Below are 18,653 nucleotides of genomic sequence, written 5' to 3'. Positions count from 1 at the left end.
AGCGCGCCCGATCGTCGCCCAGGCGAATGTCGACACGCAAGGTCGAGTGGTCCCACCGGCCGTTTCGGTCGTCGGGTGTTCGGTGGCGTGGGGTCTATTTCGTGTGGTCGATGTTGTGTTCGAGCCACTCCAGCAGGGCCGTGGTGGTGGTCGTGTCGTAGCCGGTGGTGTGGACCCCGGCGGTGGCGAAGCGGGCCGCGTCGCTGCCCTGTCGGGCCAGGTCACCCACCGCGACACCGGTGGCAGAGCCGGTGGTGTAGGTCTGGGCCAGTGTCGCGACCCCGGTCCCGGTGAACGCGGACGCGGTCGCGGCGAGGAGGTCGGTGGCGACGGGGGCGAACCCGGTCAGTGCGAGTAGCGCGGCGAGGGGGTCTCCGGTGGTGAGTGCGTGGAGGGCGGTCCAGGCGATCTCCTGGGCTCGCCCGATGTCGGTGGCGATGCGCGTGATGTCCAAGCCTGCTACGAGTCCGACGATCTGGGCCGCGATCGCGACCGTGCCGGAGGTGTCCAGGGGCGCGGCCAGGCTCAGCGCACGCGCCACGAGTCGCAGGTCGATACCGGCGGCCATGCTCACGAGGGGGCGGAATTGGTTGTTGAGGTCCCCGGCGATGCGGTGCAGGCCGGGGATGTCCCCGGTGCCGACGAGTCCGGGTAGTTGGGCGAGGTCGTTGATGATGGCGGGTACGTTCGCGGCGAACCCGGACAGCCCACCGAGCACGGTGATCACCTGGGCGAGGACCTGGGAGGGATCCAGGCCCGCGATCGAGATCCCGGAAGTGGTCGGTGCTGTCCCGGCCATGCCGGTACTGGATGCCGGTGCCGAGCCGGGGGTGGTCGTCGTGCTGGTCGAGGCCCGATTCGGCGCGGGAGTGGCCTGAGCTGGAGTCGGTGTGGAGGTGACGGCGCGGCCTACCGAGGCGAAGGCTGGGGATGTCTCGGGAGTTGTCGAGCAGTAGAGGTCGCCCTCGGCGCACATTGTGCGGACACGGTCGCCGAGGTCGCCGAAGTCCTGGGAGCGCGGTCCGGCGATGCCCTGGCCCGATACCGGATCACCGAGCTGGGTGGTGGCGGGGTCGCGATGCGGGTCGGACAGGAGTCCGACCGCGATCACCCGCGAGGCCGGTATCGGCCCGCGATTGTTGCCGATCGCGGTGGCGAGGTCACCGACGATATCGGCGCCTTGGGAATAGCCGGCGAGGACCACCCGCGTGCTAGAGCACAAGCCCGCCAGAGTCGCGGTGAGTGCCTGCGCGCCTTGGGTTTGCGAGGTGGCGTAAGGGGCGGCGTCGGCGGTGTAGGCGAGAGTGCGTACCTCGATATCGCGGCCGTAGCGAGCGGTCAAGCCCTGCGCGATCGGGGCGAGCATCCCGACCGGCCGGGTCGAGTCGGCGGTCGGTGTCGTCTCCCACGTGCCCGGTACCAGGATCGCGGTCCAGGGCGGGCAGTTGGTAGCGGCGGGGGCCGGTGTCGGGTCTGCGGCGGCGACACCGGCCCCGACGACGGTCGCGACGGCGGTGGCGGCACACAGCAGCGCACGAGCGAAGCGGCGGGCGCGGACGGGGCGAGGGTGGGTGTGTCGGTTGTGCATGGTGAGGGTCTCCAATCGGGGGGCGGGACGGGTGTCTCGGTGTCACCGAGACGTTCTCGGGAGTTCGGGTACGGAGGGAGAGGTTTCGGTTGCCAGGCAGTGGCGGGCCTGCGGTCAGGGTGAGTCGCGCGAATCTGGTTGTGCCGGTGCGGAAATGGCGGAGGGTCGGGTCGTGGCGTAGTAGTCGTCTCCGGGCCACCGATATCCACTGATTTGGACGGGCTGTCCGATATCGGGCGCGTGCACCATCCGCCCATTCCCGAGGAAAAGTCCGACGTGGTGGACGTTGTCGGCGGTTCCGTAGAACATGAGATCACCGGGGGCGAGCTGGTTTTCGGGAACGCGGGGACCGGTGTGGATCTGGTCGTAGGTGACGCGCGGCAGGGTGATCCCGGCGGCGCGGTAGGCGGCTTGGGTGAGCCCGGAGCAGTCCCAGCCGCCGTTGACGTCGGGGCCGTTACCGCCCCACACGTACGGAATACCGAGTTGCGCGCACGCGAAGGAGACCGCCTGCCCAGCAACCGCGCTCGCCGCTTCGATGGTGTGGCAGTCCCCGCCGCCGGAGGGTGTGGTGGTGCGGTAGCGGGCGGCTTGGTCGAGGACCTGGTTCACGTACCAGTCGGCGTGGTTGTATGCCCAGATCGCCGCGTAGAGGTCGGCGGGTGCGCCGGAGTCGCACAGGTAGTGGGCGGCGGCGTGGATGGCGTCGCTCGGGTCGTAGCGCGAGGGTGGACTCGCCCCACCCGGCGGTAAGGAGTGTCGGGCGATGACAGCGTCGAAGGTCGGGGCGAGGAATTGCATGGGTCCGGCGGCCCCGGATGAGTTCTCCCCGGACCGCACACCCGGTAAGGGTGAGCGTCCGTGGTCGGTTTCGATCTTGCCGATCGCGGCGAGCACCGACCAATCCAGACCAGGGCAATCGGAGGCGGCTTGCTGATACAGCACGAGTAACTCTGGTGGGATGTCCTCTCGCGCGGACGGACTCGGGGTACTGCCCGCCCCGGCCGAGGTTCCGGGGCCGGGGGTGGGGAGTGGTTGTTGGTAGACGATGACGGTGGTGACGACGGCGGCGATCACAACAATCAAGAACAGGACCGCCGCGCTGCCCGCACCGAGGGCCTTGACCAGCATCGGCGGGTTCACCTGCCCGAGAGGGTCGGTGGGCGTGGTGGTGGCGGTGCGAGCATGACCTGCCCGCCGAGGGTGAGGGTGCTCTGTTCGATGTCGGGGTCGGGTGGGGTGCGGCGCGGCCACACGGCGGCCAGCTCGTGCAGGTGCAGTCGGCTCGCGCTGTTCGTGTCCAGGGGAAGCCACACCCGGTCGGCGGGACTCGGATCAGGGAAGGGTGCGAGGTGTTGTGCGGCGGCGGTGGCGACGGGCACCGCGTCGGGGTCGGGTAACCGTTCCCAGGTTCGGCGTAGCGCGTCGCGGGTGTTGGTTTCCCGGAGCGCGGTCGGTACCCAGAACAGGATCGGGGTGACCCGTCCGGTGGTGCGGGCGAGTTCGCTGTAGCCGGAGAGTTTGGCGGCTACTCGCGGTAGTGAGGTGGTGGCGAGGTCGTATTCGAGGAAGAAGTCCAGCGTCGAGTCGTGGTCGGGGTGGGTGTAGCGGCCGTAGGCGTCGGGGCGGGCGAGGTCGCCCCAGAGGCGTTGGCAGCGGGTCTGTGACCACCACGCCGCCACTCGGTTGTCTGGCTCGTGGTTGGTGGTGAGGGTGGTGAACCATTCGTTGACGCCGAGTGTGTGGGTCAGGTGCAGGCTGTGGGCCACGGCGAGGGCTTGTTGATGGTTGTAGCCGAGGTCTCGTGGGCCGACTCCGGCTTCCGCGGCGAGCACGGTGGCTCCGGCGGGGGCCAGGACCCAGTGCGAGGGGGTGCTGCCCCGGGTGAGTAGCGGCCGGAACCGGTCCAGGACCCGGTAGTCGTGCAGGATCGCCAAGCGGCGGCGGGCGATCTTGTAGGTGGGGAAGGCGAGTTCGGCGAGTTGGTTGGTGGTCAGGACGCGGTGTTCGTGCACCATCCGCAGGATCCAGCGGTCACGACCGGTCAACGGCGTCACCTTCACCGCTCCCGAAGGCCGGGGTGGGGAGGGGTGCGGCGCGCGCATGTCGGCTTGCCGATCGGGGTGAGAGATCATCAGCGAGAAAACCTTTCGCAGAGACGAAGACACCGGGTACCGGTGTTGCCGGGACGCGCGCCGCCCTCGGCGGTGATCTAGCTCAGCCGGGGATCACCCGTGCTGGCTGCCGGGCCGCTGACGACGACCGGTGCGCTACCGGGCGCGGGATCGGCCAGTGTGGTGGCGAGTCGGGTGCGGGCGGCGGCGGCGATCTCACGGGCACGACCCGGGATCGGGGGATCCAGAGGGCGGGTGGTGAGGGTGAACGGTCGCGCGTTCTGCCCGTCCACGAGCAGGCGTGCGGCGGCGTGGAAGGCATCGAGGTGACTCAGGTCGTGCTCGGACAACCACGGCTCGGTATGCCGCGCGAGATCCCTGGCGTCCTCGGGACTTACGGCGAAGATGATTTTGTTGCGGGCATTCGCCGAGATCCCGTCACGTAACTCGCGGGAGAGTTGGCCGAGGTTCTGGTGGGCGAGCAGTAGGGAGAGTCGGAGTCCGCGGGCTTCGGCGAGCATGTCCTCCACCGGGGTCGACAGGTTGAGAAAGTTCTGTGCCTCATCGAGAACGAGCGCGGCGTCGGGGCGGTCGGCGGCAGGGACACGAGCGCGGGCGGTGACGGCCTGCCAGGTGCGAGCCACGAGTAGCGACCCGACGAGGCGGCTGGTTTCCTCTCCGAGTGAGCCTTTCGGCAACCGGGCGAGGCAGATGCCGCCGTTGTCGAGGATGTCGGCGAATTCGACGGTGGAGGGTCCGCCCGCGATGGCGGCGCGCACGAACGGCCGGAGGAGGAAGGCCCGCAGCTTGTTCAACAGTGGGCCGGTGAGTTGGGCGCGTCCGGTGTCGGTGAGTTGTTCGTAGCTGTCCCAGAACCCGCGCAGGACCGAATCCGGGGTGGTGCGGGTGACGCGTTGCCGGTAGGCGGGTTCGGTGAGCAGGCGCGGCAGATCGGCCAGGGTGGGTGTGCCGGGTTGTGCGCAGAGTGTGAGCAGGCTGGCGCGCATGATGTCGTCGGTGCGTGGTCCCCACCATTGGGCGAAGATGCGGTGGAACACGGTGACGAGGTTGTCGACCGCGAGATCCATTCCGGCTCTCCCGATCCGCCCGATATCGAGAGGATTCACACACGGCGGCGGTGTATTGGCGTCGGCGTCGAACAACACCACCCGCTCCCCGAACCGCGACGGCAACCGCGACAGGATGTCAGTGACCAAATCGCCTTTCGGATCGACCACGATCACACCGCGCCCGGCGTCGGCGTCATCGAGGATCATCCGCGCCAACAGCGTTGATTTACCGACGCCGGTGGGGCCGAGGATGTGCAAATGGTGGCGGGCGTCGGATACTTTGACCGCGACGGGGCGGTGTCCTCCGGTGTCGGAGATGCCGAGGGGTTTGGTGTGCGCTCCGGCGACCGGGATTTGGGGTGCCGGGGACAGGGCGCGGGCTCCGGCGCGTTGCAGGCCGGGGAGTCCGTCCTCGGTCGGGAGGTGCGCGATGGAGGCCAACTCTGCTGCCGAGAGCAGGTTCCCGCGCCCGAGTCGCCGCTCGCCCATCGCTCGCGTCAACCGGAGGCGACGGTGTCGTCGGTAGTAGTTGTGGTCGGTGCAGGCCCCGAACACCGTCGCGAGGGCGTCCGCCCGTCCGCGCGCGACCTTTCGTGCTTGGGAGACGCCAGCGTGGTCGGGCTCGTCGGTGACCGGGATGGAGACCGCGTAGCGCACGAGGGTTTCCCAGTGCGGGCCGCGCGCTTTCACCGCTGCCGCGCGGGCGGCGGCGGTGAACTCCAGCGCGGTCTGCTTGTCAGCGGCTGGCCTACTCGCCGACGCGCTGGTGCGTGCGGGGCGGGAGACAGGTCCCGGGGTGATCAGGTTCAACACCTCGCGCAACAGCGCCAGGACCAACCCGGCCGGTGCCCCCGCCGCCCCGGACATCCCGGCGGTGCGGGTAATGCGAGTCACGCGATGACCGGTGACGGGACGGGCGAGGATCTGTACGCAGGTGGCTTGTCCGGGGGCGAGGTCGTCGGCGGCGGTGATCAGATCCCGCACGAGATCCCCGCTGTAGTCGGTGCGCAGGGGTAGCCCTTCGCGGCGGCCCAGCCGCAACTCACCCCCTGTCACGATCCGCCGCGCGTGCTCGTCGCGGTCCGGTAGTGGTGGTTGGGCGGGGTCGGTGGTCTCGGTGTGCGCGCCCGGCCACGCCGAGGCGACCGCCCGTTCGATCAACCCGGGCGGAACCTTGCCGGGCACCCAGAGCCGGATCGCGGCCCCCTCCTCCGGGGTGACGCTGTACTCGAACCCCAGGTGCGGCTGCCCCAACAGCAGCCGTGCCCAGGCGGGGCGGAGTTGCCCGATCAGGTGGGTCCAGAAGGCGAGTGCGCCTTTCGGATCGACTTCGGGTGGGGTGAGCACGGTGACGTGGCGGGCATCGGCCCGCAGCCGCCCTCGCCGCCACAGCACCACCGCCCTCACCGCGGCAACCAGTCCCGCCGCGGTGAGGGCGACCACAAACGCGGCCGGAGAGAAGAAGCCGTGTCCGATCGTGGCTGCGAGATCACCCAGCGTCGATCCGGGTGAGACCAGGACACGGCTCAGCCATCCCTGCTCGGGACTCGCGACGGCGGTGGTGTTCACGCCGCCACCGACCCGGATCCGGTGCTGGTGCCCCAGAACGGGGCGGCCCCGTACTGGAGTCCGGTGCGAGCCTCGCGTGACTCGGTCGGCGCCGAGGCGGATAGGGGCTTGCGCAGAATCACGACATCCTCGTGCGCGATCAAATGCATCGGTAGTCCGGCCGCGCGTTGTTTGACGATGAAGTCGCGCTGGAAGAAACTGCTGCGCGCCACGAGGTCTCCCTCGGACAGCCGCCCGAGTAACGCGACGCAGCGTTCGACGGGTTCGAGTCCGGCGAGGGTGCCGCAGGTGATCAGATGTGCGGGCAGGTTCACCAGTTCCGCGTGCTGCCGCCACGGCCGCGCGGTGATGACCACGTGCCCGCCGGGGGCGAGGTATTCGGCGGCCCCGGTGAGGATGCGGGTGAACCCGGAGAGCAGTCGGCCGAGTCCGACGTTGGCGAGGTTGCCGCGATCCAGCGCCGCGCCGTAGCGGTGGTTTGACTTACGCACCGGGTCCGCACCATTGGCTCGGACGTGGCCGTGCAGGGAGTCACCGTAGGGCGGGGAGGTGATCACCAGATCCACCCGCCCCCGCAACTCGTCGGGGAGCAGGGTGGGGAGTTTGCGGGCGTCGCCGGTGTACACAGCGGCATCGAGATCGATCCCCGCGTGACGGGCGAGCCCGATATTGGTGCGCGCCAACTCCGCCCACTGGATCTCGTACTCGACGCCGACCGCGCGCCGACCGGAATGCAGTGCTTCGACGAGGGTGGTGCCGATCCCACACATCGGATCCAGCACGAGGTCACCGGGACGGGTATAGGTCGCGACAGCATGTTGCACGATCGCGGGAAACATCTTCGCCGGATGCTTCACGCTGTCGGGGTGATACCGGCCCCGGCGTTGCGTCGCTGGCGCGGATTGCGCGGTGGCCCACACCGACACCGGGGCAGCGGTCGGACCGGTCCCGGTCCCGGTCCCGGTCGCGGAGTCGAGGGTGGTGTCGGGGGACGCGGTGCGGAGGTCGAGAGTCATCGAGATTCCTTCACGAGAGTGATCGGTTCGTGCGGTGTCGGGGAGCACGTAGTCAGTCCTGGGCGGCGGGCAGCAGGAACGCGAACACGTCGACGTGGGCGACGGTGTGCGCGACCGGATACCGGTCGGTGACCGAGGCCGGTGCCTCGGCGAACGGGATATCGGTGATGGTGGTGTCGGTGACGGGCACGGCGATCAGGTGTTGGAGGTAGAGCAGATCGGCGGCCTGGGCGGCGGCCACGACCGCACCGGCCGGATCGACCAACACACCCGAGTCGCTGTGACGGCAGCGCCCGAGCACGACCAACAACCCGCCCGCCGTCAACTGCTGCACCGCGAGCGCGGCGGCCTGTTCGGCGGCGGTGATCGGGTCGAGGTGATCGGCCAGCAAACTCACCAGAACCAGATCCACCGCATCACCGGTGCCAGTTCCGGTGTCGGTGTGGGGTTGGTGGTGGGCGGTGCGGCCCAGCGCCTCGACGTCCGCGCAGGCCGCTACCGTGTCGGCCGCTACCGCGTGCAGGCCGCCACGAGCGGCCGGTGTGGGCCAGCCCAGGAGCAGCACCCGTCCACCGGGTGCGGTGAACTCGTGTACCGCGCGGGCCACGATCGGTGCGGGCCAGCGGTCCTCGGGATCGAGCGGGTCGGTTCCGGCGGTCCACAGGGTCGAGGGGATCACCACCGGGACCGAGGTACGGCCGGTACCGTTGCTGCTGGTGCCGGGGCGGGAGGGACGCTGACGGGATTCCGCAGTCATAAGAGAGTGCTCCTGACGGTCGGAGAAAAATGTCTCTACTAACTAATCCCGCCGAAAACCCCATTTTTGGACACCCCCGACCGATATTTCTTCGGATGAGTTTTTCCGGCCCCGTGCAGAGTTCACGGGGGCCACTACTCCGCAAGCGCGGAGCGCCGCCGTTATCCGGTTGAGAAGAATATTTTTTCGCCGGTATTCGAATAGTTGCTACCGCCGATATCCGGGCACCCCCAAAACACCCCCAAAACACCCCCGCCCATACGCAAAGCCAGGTAGGTGCTGCCACTAGCAAGGGTGTGACCGGCCCGGCGTGGTGATGTGCCGCAGAGTTGCCTATCCAGGTGGGGGTGTCGTCGGGGTGTTTTGGAGGTGTCGTGGGGGTGTTTTGGGTGCATTTCGGGGGTGTTTTGGGGGTGGGTTTCCGGTGTCCTTGTCTCGGCGGAATTTTCCGTCTTTCCATCGAGTGAGGAGTTGATGGTGGCCGAATCGGAGTACGAGGATTATTCGACGCAATTCGAGGTGCCTTCGCCTTTGGTGGTGGCGTCCTCGACATTCGACCGGATCGCCGCGCACGGGTTGCCCACCGCCCCGCGACCGGTACCACAACCGGGCGTGGACGCGCCGGTGGATCGCATCGAGTCGTGGGACGGACTCCGCGCGGTGCTGCGTGATCCAGCGCTACCGATCACGACGGTCGACGCGATCTGGGCGTGGCTGATCGAGCGGTCCCGCGCCCACGGCCACGACGCGACGTTGGTGTGCGTGACCTTGGCGATGCCGATGCTCGCGGGAACAGCCACTCGGTTCGCCGCACCCGCCAGCCCGCACCGCCACGACATCGAGTCCGAGATCCTGACCGGATTCCTCACCCACCTCGACCGTGTCGAACTGGATCGACCGGGCGTGTGGCATCGACTGCGATGGGCCAGCTACCGGGCCGCGATCAGGGCAGTCCGCCACGTGGACGTGACCACGGAGTCGCTCACCGACCACGACGACCTCCACAGCGACCTCGATCCGATCGCGCAGAACGGTCGAGCACTGGTGGCCGAGCCGGGCCATCCCGAGACCGTTCTCGCCCTGGCCGTCGCCGACGGAGTCATCACCGCCGGGGCCGCCGAGTTGATCGTCCTCACACGATGCGAGCACCGCGACCTGAACTCGGTGGCCGCCGAACGCGGCGACTCGCACTGGAAGTCGCGCAAGCAACGCCAACGCGCCGAAGCGCGACTCGTGACCTGGCTGACCGAACGCGCCCGCGACACCGCCGCCAGCACCACCGAAACCCGCGTCCTGAGCACGCTGCCCAGCCACCCCACCGCCACCGCCGACTCGACGCATCGGGATCAGCAGCGCGCCACACACCGTGCGCGAACCCGCGCACCGCGCCGAGCTCTGATCGCCGAGACCTCGCCCACACCGGCCCGCCCCTACGCCGACGATCAGGAGGTGCGCTCATGCGCATGAACCAACGCACCGACACCCGCACCGACGCGACACGCAAGCACCGGACACGCGGGGTCCGCGTTCGGCGGTGGGCGACGCTGCTCGTGACCGCCGCCACCCTCGCGGTGGTCTTGGTGGTGGTCCCCGGTTCGGCGGCAGCCACACCACCGCCGTCACCGGGGTCCGTGCTGGCTATCGCGTCCTCACTGGATCAGGTGCTCGACAACCTGCGTAACTGGTTGATCGGCATCCTCGCGACCTTGGCGACGGTGTGCCTGACCGTCGCCGGTGCCCGCTACCTCATCGGGGCGGGGGACCCGGCCGAGATGGAGAAAGCCAAGACCGCCTTCCGCGCGGCCTGCCTCGGATACGCGCTGGCGATGCTCGCCCCGGTCATCGTCACCGTCCTCAAATCGATCGTCGAGGCATGACAGTGCGCGTCCCGATCACCCGCGCGGTGCGCGGTTTCCGGCGGCGTGCCTCGCGCACAGGGGGCCGTGCGGTCGCGGCCACCGTGGTGGTGCTCGCCGCGGTGACGATCACTCTCACCGCCATCGTGAGCGTCGCCGCGCAACCACCGTCGCCGCCCGCGCCGGTGGCTCCGGTGACGACGACTCCCGCACCACCCACTACCGCGACACCGGCTCCGAGCCCGGGGGTGCCCCCGTCGCGGTGGGTCACACCGCCACCGACCACCACACCGGTCTCGCCGACGCCGGGTGTTCCCGACTCGACCACCCCGACCCCGGGCACCCCGGGGTCGGGGGCTGCCGAGTGCGGGGTGAGCGACATCTCCGGGTGTGTGGCGAAGGCGATCGACGGGTTCTTCCAACGCCTGGTCGACTCCGCACTGAATCCGCTGCTGGATCTGCTCTCGCGCACCCTGCTCACCACCCCCGAACCCGGTGACCTGCCACAGGTCGGTGTGTTGTGGAGCCAGTCGTGGCAGTTGGTGACCGCCCTGTACGTGCTCGTGGTGATGGCCGCCGGGGTGCTGTTGATGGTCCGCGAAACCCTACAAACCCGGTGGTCGATCCACGAGCTGTTACCGCGTTTGGTGGTCGGGTTCATCGCGGGAGCGATGAGCATGGTCATCGCCACGACCGCGATCGGGTTCGCCAACGCCCTCGCCACAGCCCTCGGAGGTGAAGGAGTCGACTCCGGCTCGGCGGCAACGACGTTGAAAGAGTTGACCCGCACCAATAGCAGCGGCGGGGTCTTCGCCCTGTTGTTGATGGTCGCGTTGATGGTGATGCTCGTCGTGCTGCTGGTCGCCTATGTGGTGCGGGTGTCGGTGACGATCATTCTGATCGTCGCCGCCCCACTGTTCTTGATGTGTCATGCATTGCCGGGGTTGGAGGGCGTCGCGCGGTGGTGGTGGCGCTCCTTCGCCGCGTGCTTGGCGATCCAGGTGGTGCAGTCCCTGACGCTGGTGACGATGCTGCGCGTGTTCCTGACCCCGGGAGGGTGGGGGTTCTTCGGCCCGAACGCGAACGGGATCGTCAATCTGATCGTCGCCTTGGCGTTGATGGGGGTGTTGATCAAGACCCCGTTCTGGCTGCTGTCGGTCCTGCGGATCGGGCAAGGCCGCAGTTTCGTCGGGTCGGTCACGCGCAGTTATCTCACCTACAAAACCTTCGGACTTCTCAAAGGCATCGGCAGCACGACCAGCCCTCGCCCACGCACGCCACGCCAAACTCCCGGGCCACCGGACCCGTACGCGCGAGTGCGCGCCACCCGAGACGGGCAACTCATGCTGCCCCTGGAAGGCGTACGCCGAGTCAAGCGGCGACCCCACCCAGCCATTGCCGCACACCCTCCCGCGTCGAAGACCACCACACCGACTCGCCGCCCGCCGCGTGGCAGACAACTCGCCTTCGACTTCACCCCACCCGACCCCTACCGAGGCACCCGTGCGGGACGTGACGGCCAGTACCGGTTGCCGATCCCGGTGAGCAGGGTGAAACCGACTCCACCCGCTCAACCTCCGCGACCACCAGTGCGGCCGACGACTACTCCGCGTGCCCGCCGACCCGAACAACTCGCCTTCGACTTCACACCCCCAACTCCGTCACCGCCACCGCCACCGGCATCGCTGGTCGATCCGTACGAGCGGGTCCGGCCCACGCGCAGCGGTCAGTACCCGCTCCCGTTCCCGGTGACCCGGGTCAAGGCCACACCGCCACCGCGCACCCCACCAACCCTGCCCCCGCCCACACCGCCACGGCCGGTCGGTCGGCAACTGTACCTGCCCATGCCCGACCTACCCGTGCGCCGCCGCGCACCCCGCGCTCCCCGAGGAGGCACCCTCCGATGACCACGACCACGACCGTCCGCATTCCCGCCGATGTCGAACGCAGCGACCGGCTACTCGGCCCGTTCACCGCTCGACAAGTCGCCCTCCTCGCCACCACCGCCCTGTTGTTGTATGCGGCGTGGATCGCGACCCGGGCGGTGGTCGCGCCATTGGTGTTCCTGGCCGTGATCACCCCGATCGCCGCCGTGGTGACCGTGGCGGTCCTGACTCGCCGCGACGGTCTGTCGGCGGAGCTGCTGTTGGTGGCCGCGATCCGACACCGCGCCCGATCACGGCATCTGGTGTCTGGATCCGGGAGCGGTGTGCTCGCGGCGCCGACCTGGATCACCGACCGTGTCACCCGAGGTGGGACTCGCCGACCTGTCCCGACGAGAGTGTCGGGGCGGGAGTTGCGGTTGCCGGAGTCGGTCACCGGCAGTGCCGGTGGTGTCGGGGTGCTCGACCTCGGGGCCGACGGGTTGGCGGTGGTCGCGGTCGCGGGCACCCTCAACCTCGCCCTACGCACCCCGACCGAACAGGACAGCCTCGTCAGCCAACTCGCGGGCTGGCTCCACACGCTGCGTCAACCGGTGCAGATCCTCATCCGCTCGGCACGCCTGGACCTGTCCGACCACATCGCGGGCCTGCGCACCGCCACCGAGACGATGTCGGCGGACCTGGCCGCCGCCGCTCACGACCACGCCGCACATCTGACCGAACTCGCTGCCGGGGAACACCTGACCCGCCGCCAGGTGCTGTTGGTGTGGCGTGAACCTCTCGGTGATCCCGCCGCCGCGACCTCGCCGGGTATCGGGGTGCGCGGGCTGCTCGGTGGTGGTCGTGCTCCCCGCGGTGTGTCTGCCGCCGTGCGTCGGGGAGCGGAGTCGCGGCTGCTGCGTCGCATGAACGAGGCCGCCGAGACTCTCGCCCAACTGGGGATCACGGTCACCGCCCTCGATCACGATCAAGCCACCGCTGTCCTGAACGCTTGCTGCAACCCCGAGGGACTCTCGGCCGCCGCCGACACCGCACCCCGCGACGGCATCGTCACCGCCACCGGATACAGCGACAGCGACAGCGGATTCGTTCCCGCCGACCCTTTCACTCCCGATGCCGGGTTCGGACCGGAGTCGTTGACGATCGGCACCCGCCACCTCGAAATCGGCGGGGATTGGGCAGCCACACTCGCGGTCACCGGATACCCCCGCGAAGTCACCCCCGGATGGCTCGCACCCCTGCTGACCCACCCCGGCCGCGTCGAAGTCGCCGTCCACATCGACCCCATCGACCCCGTCACCGCCGCCACCCGCCTCCGAAACCAACTCGCCAGGTTGGAATCCTCACGGATGCACGACGCGAACCGAGGCCGCCTGACCGACCCGCAGATCGACGTCGCGGTCGAAGACGCCGCCGAACTCTCCGCCCGCGTCGCCCGTGCCGAGGCACGCCTGTTCCGGGTCGGGGTGTACCTCACTGTGCACGCCGACACCGAATCCGAACTCGGCGACGAGGTCGCCGCCGTGCGAGCCCTGGCCGCGAGCCTGCTCGTGGACACCTGCACCCTCAGTTTCCGTGCCGCCCAAGCCTGGGCCACCACCCTGCCCCTAGGACTTGACTTGATCCGGGTGCGACGCACCTTCGACACCGCCGCACTCGCCGCCGCGTTCCCCTTCGACTCCCCACAACTACCCGCCGACGACCCCGTGCAGGCGACTCGTCCCGAAGGGGTCCTCTACGGTCGCGACGCCGCCTCGGGCCTGTTGTTCGTGGACCGGTTCGCGCCCGAGGCCCACAACCACAACATGGTGGTCCTCGGCCGTAGCGGTGCGGGGAAGTCGTATCTGGTCAAGACCGAGATCCTGCGTTCGCTCTATCGCGGTATCGAGCAGGTGGTCATCGACCCGGAGGCCGAATACCGGCGTCTCGCCGTCGCGGTCGGCGGTGTCCACATCCAACTCGGGGCACCCGGGCAGCGACTCAACCCGTTCGACCTGGAAATCCACACCCGCCCCGATGATGGCCGCCGCAGCGCCCCCGCCGACGCCCTGACACGCCGGAAACTGTTCCTGCACACCCTCGTCGCGGTCCTGCTCGGCGACCAGAACGCCACGCAACGCGCCGCGCTGGACACCGCGCTGACCGCTACCTACGCCGCTGTCGGGATCACCGAGGACCCCGCCACCTGGACACAGGCCGCCCCCACCTTGACCGGTTTACGCGATGAATTGGCCCGCCTCGGTTCTCCCACCGCGACCGAGTTGTCCGCCGCCCTGCATCCGTTCGTCGGCAGTGGAGCCTATGCGGGGTTGTTGGACGGGGAGACGACCGCCGATCCCAAGGGCGGGCTGATCGTGTTTTCGCTGCGTGAGTTACCCGAGGAGTTGAAGACGATCGGGACCCTGTTGGTGTTGGACGCGACGTGGCGTCGGGTATCGAGCCCGGCTGATCGACGGCCCCGGATGATCACCGTGGACGAGGCGTGGCTGCTCATGCGCCAACCCGCCGGGGCACAGTTCCTGTTCCGGGCCGCGAAGAGCTTCCGTAAATACTGGGCCGGGCTCACCGTCGCCACCCAGGACAGCGCCGACGTCCTGTCCACCGAACTCGGCCGGGCGATCGTGTCCAACGCCGCCACCCAGATCCTGCTGCGCCAAGCCCCGCAAGCCATCGACGAGGTCGCCACCGCGTTCCGGCTCTCCCAGGGCGAGCAACAATTCCTGCTCTCCGCGCCGCGCGGCAGCGGCCTACTCACGGTCGGTGCCGAACGTGCGGTCTTCGGGTCACTGGCCTCACCCGCCGAGAACGATCTGATCACCACTTCTCCGGAGTTCCTCGCCACCACCGGCGACACCGGTGACACCGATATCGATCTCGACGCTGCGGCACCGCTGACCCCACTCACCGACCCCGGCAACACCAACGATCCGGTAACTGTCCACCCTGGCCACAGCGAGAGCGACAGCGAGAAAGACGAGATGCTGCCCGACCACCACGCAGCATGAGACCGGCATTCATCACGTGCGCGCTATCGAAACGCCGGTGCCCCCGTGAACCGGAACCATCGACGGCCACCAGATACGGCCAGTCGGGACACCCATGGCGCAAATCGCCCCTGAACGGTCACTGGGCGCGATAGCGGACAGGGTCCGCCCCCGGGGTCCCGCGTCGACCGCCATGGCGGCAGAAACGTTGCACGAGAAGGTAGTTGACGACTCGGCGGCCACGGAGCGTTCATGGACCCGTTGTCGCGTAATACGGCCGCCGTCTTCCGGCGCGTTCATAACGCAGGCATCGCCGATCCCACCGCAAATACGTTGCCGCAGAGTGTATTTCAAGGAAAGAAGAGAGATCAGCATGGACGAGAAATTCTCAGACAGTGCGGAAGTGACGTCGTTGCACCAGCCCGGTCGCTCGCACCGGCCACCCGACGCCGCAGCACCGGACACCGGAGCCAAGCGCTGGCTTACCCGCAAAGAAGCTGCCGACTACCTGGACATCAACCCTCGAACACTGGCGAACTGGGCCGCTCTCGGGCACGGCCCGCGCTACTCGAAGCCGTCGGGCCGCTCGTGCATGTACCGACTCGGCGACCTGAATGCCTACCTCGAGGCACACATGGTGCACACCGCCGAGCAGCCCGAAGTCGCATAGGCAACCACCGACCGACTGGAGAATACTGATGCCACGACCACCCACCGAACTCGGAAGCTATGGCGAAATCGGCACCAAGGAGAAGGACGACGGGACGTGGCGGGCATGGGCCACATTCCGTGGATACGACGGCAAAGGAAGGCTCGTCGATGCCCAAGGCGCGACGGAGAACAAGGCCAAATCCGAGCTACGGAAGAAACTGGCTGCTCGTCAGAAGCAATACAAAGGCCGTGCGCGCGGCAAGGTTACCCGCGATACTCGCCTCTCGATCCTGATGGACATGTGGCTGGCCGAGGTTCGGCGGGATGACGGTGTGGATCGGCAATCCTATGACCTGTATCAGAGCGAAATCGACCCCAGCACGGATAAACGCGCAAAGCGGGATACGGTCAAGCTGCGATCGTCCCTGGGCAATCTCCGTGTCTGGGAGGCAGACACAGGCCGACTCGATGAACATATTCAGGCCATAGTCGAGGCCGGTTTGAAGTCGAAAGCCCGCCTGCACAAGGTGATTCTCACTGGGGTCATGGGTCTGGCTGTCCGATACGGCGCGGTGCCCGAGAATCCTGTGCGCGACACCTCCCGCCTGCGTAGACGTAAGACCAAGCCGCAGATTATCGACCGCGAACGCCTGGCCGGTCTGCGTGAACAACTCCGTGAATGGTCGGCAGGCAATAAAATTCCAGGAACACCGGCATACACCCACGGCCCGAAGCGTGATCAGCTCATCATGGATGTAGCCGATCTGATCCTCGGCTCAGGTGTGCGCCCCGGAGAGGCATTGGCCGCATCCTGGGACCAGTTCGATCTCAAGTCCGAACCCGCAACGTTCACTGTCACCGCGACGGTGGTCAGGCTGAAAGGTAAGGGGCTGTTCCGGCAGGAATGGACGAAAACCGATGCGGGGCATCGAACGGTCGCCCTGCCCGGGTTCGCCGTCGACATGTTGAAGCGGATGCAAGACGACCCGACGCATGGGCAGATGTGTGAGGTGAAGTCGCTACGTGAGGTGAGCGGCAACGTGGTGGAGGTGGATGCCAAGACGCCTCTCGTGTTCCCCGGACGCGGTGGAGTACTACGCGATCCACACAACTTCAACCGCACATGGCGTGACGCGCGCGGCACCGTGTACCAGGATGTCACTCAGTACACATTCCGCAGGACGGTCGCCACACTGATCGCCGAGGGGGCGGATGCGAAGACTGCGGCCAAGCAACTGGGGCAGTCCCGGGAGGCGATCACCGAGCGGCACTACATCGCGTCGGCGGAACGGGCACCCGACTCGTCGGCTGTTCTGGAGAAGGGGCTGGGCAGGGACAACCGACATGCATCCTGATCCGCTGACGGCAGATTCGACCCCCACCAAAATTACACCAAAGATTCACGGAGTTTGCCCATGGTCGATCGTGAACGCACGTGCATCATGGAATCGGCATCACCGCAGGTAGATCGTTGATCGTGGCCCGCCGTGGTCGGACGTGAAACGCCGAGATACTTCAAACCGCTAACAAGAGGTTAGGGGTTCGAATCCCTTCGGGCGCACATAGGGGCGGCGGAAGCGCTGCGAGCACAAACCGCGAACAGAACTTGTTCGCGGTTTGTCGGCATTAGGGCTCGATCGAGTGTGGGCCCACCCGGTAGGTATCGGCAGGTAGTTGGAGAAGCGCCGGAATCGGGATCGTTGCTCGGGAGCGATGTCTCGGGTGAGCCCACGTCGCGCGCTGATCTTTAGCCGACAACTCCCCGGCGGGTCAGAACCGTTTCGGCTGCCCCCACCGATTACTCGGACGATCCGGCATCGTATCGCTCTCCTCTCGAAGTGCGACCGCCTCGGCCGACGCGATGAAGTCCAAGAACATCCATTGCCCATCGGTCTCGACGGGCACCTCGACGCTGGCGATCCAACGTCCGTCCGTGAGCCGATGCCACGCCCGTTGTCTGGCGGGCATGCGCCCGGACAGGTCGAGACCGTACTTCGCGACCCTCGCCGAAACCTCGCGTTGTGGTGGTTCGTCCGTGGGCAGTACTCGGTCGATGTCGACATAGATCGGAATCGGCGGCGAGTACGGCCGCCAGACGTCCCAGTGCCGATTATCGAACATACATTCGAGTATGACATCGATGATGCGTCATGCGAATCGTCGGGTCGTTGTGTGTCGAGAGATTCTGTCAGCCACACCCGGGCTGCATCTGTCACCGGACGCGCGGTGGGCAGGCTCCCCTAGCTGCCACCAAGGCCGTTGCGGCGGTTTCGATATCCGGTACGGCGGTCGCGGATGCCGACACCGTGATCGAGGTGCCACAACGTGCGGGCAGTCAGCGGACACGCCCACTTCGGGCGGGACGGACTGATCGTCGATCCCGGTCGAGGATCAGCGCCAGGCGGGCAGTTCGGGCAGGGAAGCCGGCAGGGCATCGCCGGTCGAGCGGCCGATGAGCCAGGCGACCAGTGCGTGGCCGGGACCGGCGATGGTTCGAGTGGGTACGCCTGTGCCGATGGTCGCCGCGAAGCGGGTGTCGGTGGCCTCGACGGCGAATGCCGGGGTCAGGGGCGGGACATGTGCGGCCGCGGCGGCCGACAGGTCCGCGGTGACGGCGGGCAGGAGCCGGGTGAGGAATTCCTCGGGCCAATCGGCGGGGCCGTAGCCGGCGGCCAGGTCGGCGTGGTGAATCTCCACCTCTTGCAGACGCATCCACGGGATCTCGGTGGCGCGGATTTCACGTCCGCCGCGGGTGCGCACGGTGGCTGCCCACGCGGTGTCCGGGGCGGTGCTCGCCAGGGCCGCGAAGCGGGCGGCGGAGGCCTCGAGATCGATGAGCTGTTCGGCGAGCGGACGGGATGAACCCGCCTCGATGTCGTAGTCGCGGATGAATGGGCTGGCGTATTGCGGGGTTTCGATCCCGGTGCGGGCCCACAGCAGCAGGTTGACCAGGCTGTCGGCATTGCGGGAGATATGGGCCAGCACATGGCCTCGGGTCCATCCGGGCAGCAGCGAGGGTTCGCGCACGTCGTCGTCGCCCATGCCCTCGACAGTTCGGACCAAGCGTGCGCTCGCCTCGGCGACCTGATCGAGTAGTGCTAGAGGAGCGGGGGGTTCGGGCGCGCTGCTGGTCACCCCCGCGAGCCTAGCCGGAGGAATATCGTT

14 protein-coding genes are annotated in these 18,653 nt (G+C 68.0%); 6 read left to right on the top strand and 8 right to left on the bottom strand.

The window, feature by feature from the left end; translation table 11 throughout:
- Positions 1-94 precede the first annotated feature (94 nt).
- From ABZS43_RS31355 to ABZS43_RS31330, 6 genes are all read right to left on the bottom strand, one after another.
- Positions 95-1,588 carry a cutinase family protein gene (locus ABZS43_RS31355; protein ID WP_355039599.1) on the bottom strand — a complete coding sequence of 498 codons (1,494 nt, stop codon included), beginning with the start codon at positions 1,586-1,588 and terminating at the stop codon, positions 95-97.
- Positions 1,589-1,702: 114 nt separating this feature from the next.
- Positions 1,703-2,719: an NlpC/P60 family protein gene (locus tag ABZS43_RS31350; RefSeq protein ID WP_355039598.1), complete on the bottom strand. Its 1,017-nt coding sequence runs from the start codon at positions 2,717-2,719 to the stop codon at positions 1,703-1,705.
- An 8-nt stretch (positions 2,720-2,727) separates the two neighbouring features.
- Positions 2,728-3,723, bottom strand: coding sequence for a replication-relaxation family protein (locus ABZS43_RS31345; RefSeq protein ID WP_355039597.1), 996 nt, complete (start codon positions 3,721-3,723; stop codon positions 2,728-2,730).
- A 77-nt stretch (positions 3,724-3,800) separates the two neighbouring features.
- Positions 3,801-6,341: a DUF87 domain-containing protein gene (locus ABZS43_RS31340; RefSeq protein ID WP_355039596.1), complete on the bottom strand. Its 2,541-nt coding sequence runs from the start codon at positions 6,339-6,341 to the stop codon at positions 3,801-3,803.
- Positions 6,338-7,357, bottom strand: a complete 1,020-nt coding sequence (locus ABZS43_RS31335) for a DNA methyltransferase (RefSeq protein ID WP_355039595.1) — start codon at positions 7,355-7,357, stop codon at positions 6,338-6,340. The genes ABZS43_RS31340 and ABZS43_RS31335 overlap by 4 nt, the downstream gene beginning before the upstream one ends.
- Positions 7,358-7,409: 52 nt before the next feature.
- Positions 7,410-8,114, bottom strand: a complete 705-nt coding sequence (locus ABZS43_RS31330) for a hypothetical protein (RefSeq protein ID WP_355039594.1) — start codon at positions 8,112-8,114, stop codon at positions 7,410-7,412.
- Positions 8,115-8,591: 477 nt separating this feature from the next.
- Here ABZS43_RS31330 and ABZS43_RS31325 point away from each other — a divergent pair, with 477 nt between their 5' ends.
- The 6 genes from ABZS43_RS31325 to ABZS43_RS31300 all read left to right on the top strand — a co-directional run bounded on the left by ABZS43_RS31325 (position 8,592) and on the right by ABZS43_RS31300 (position 16,843).
- Entirely contained in the window at positions 8,592-9,581 is a 990-nt protein-coding gene (locus ABZS43_RS31325) for a hypothetical protein (RefSeq protein WP_355039593.1), read from the top strand.
- A complete protein-coding gene (locus tag ABZS43_RS31320) occupies positions 9,572-9,991 on the top strand; it encodes a pilin (protein ID WP_355039592.1) in 420 nt (139 codons plus the stop codon). The genes ABZS43_RS31325 and ABZS43_RS31320 overlap by 10 nt, the downstream gene beginning before the upstream one ends.
- A complete protein-coding gene (locus ABZS43_RS31315) occupies positions 9,988-11,877 on the top strand; it encodes a conjugal transfer protein TrbL family protein (protein WP_355039591.1) in 1,890 nt (629 codons plus the stop codon). Before ABZS43_RS31320 ends, ABZS43_RS31315 begins: the two co-directional genes overlap by 4 nt.
- Positions 11,874-14,858: a PrgI family mobile element protein gene (locus ABZS43_RS31310; protein WP_355039590.1), complete on the top strand. Its 2,985-nt coding sequence runs from the start codon at positions 11,874-11,876 to the stop codon at positions 14,856-14,858. The genes ABZS43_RS31315 and ABZS43_RS31310 overlap by 4 nt, the downstream gene beginning before the upstream one ends.
- A 322-nt stretch (positions 14,859-15,180) precedes the next feature.
- Complete coding sequence (locus tag ABZS43_RS31305) at positions 15,181-15,507, top strand: helix-turn-helix domain-containing protein (RefSeq protein ID WP_355039589.1); 327 nt, start codon at positions 15,181-15,183, stop codon at positions 15,505-15,507.
- Positions 15,508-15,535: 28 nt separating this feature from the next.
- Entirely contained in the window at positions 15,536-16,843 is a 1,308-nt protein-coding gene (locus ABZS43_RS31300; protein ID WP_355039588.1) for a tyrosine-type recombinase/integrase, read from the top strand.
- A 415-nt stretch (positions 16,844-17,258) separates the two neighbouring features.
- On the opposite strand, the gene ABZS43_RS31295 is transcribed toward ABZS43_RS31300, so the two are convergent.
- Together ABZS43_RS31295 and ABZS43_RS31290 are read right to left on the bottom strand one after the other, a co-directional pair.
- The gene (locus ABZS43_RS31295) at positions 17,259-17,609 is read right to left on the bottom strand and encodes a hypothetical protein (RefSeq protein ID WP_355039587.1); all 351 of its coding nucleotides are present in this window, start codon (positions 17,607-17,609) and stop codon (positions 17,259-17,261) included.
- A 270-nt stretch (positions 17,610-17,879) separates the two neighbouring features.
- Positions 17,880-18,623 (bottom strand): maleylpyruvate isomerase family mycothiol-dependent enzyme, encoded by a 744-nt coding sequence (locus ABZS43_RS31290; protein WP_355039586.1) that lies wholly within the window; start codon positions 18,621-18,623, stop codon positions 17,880-17,882.
- Between the last annotated feature and the right edge of the window lie 30 nt (positions 18,624-18,653).

This window comes from Nocardia sp. NPDC005366 (assembly GCF_040606855.1).
Lineage (GTDB): Bacteria > Actinomycetota > Actinomycetes > Mycobacteriales > Mycobacteriaceae > Nocardia.
The sequence above is the reverse complement of the archived record's forward strand: the minus strand, read 5'-3'. Positions and strand labels throughout refer to the sequence as shown.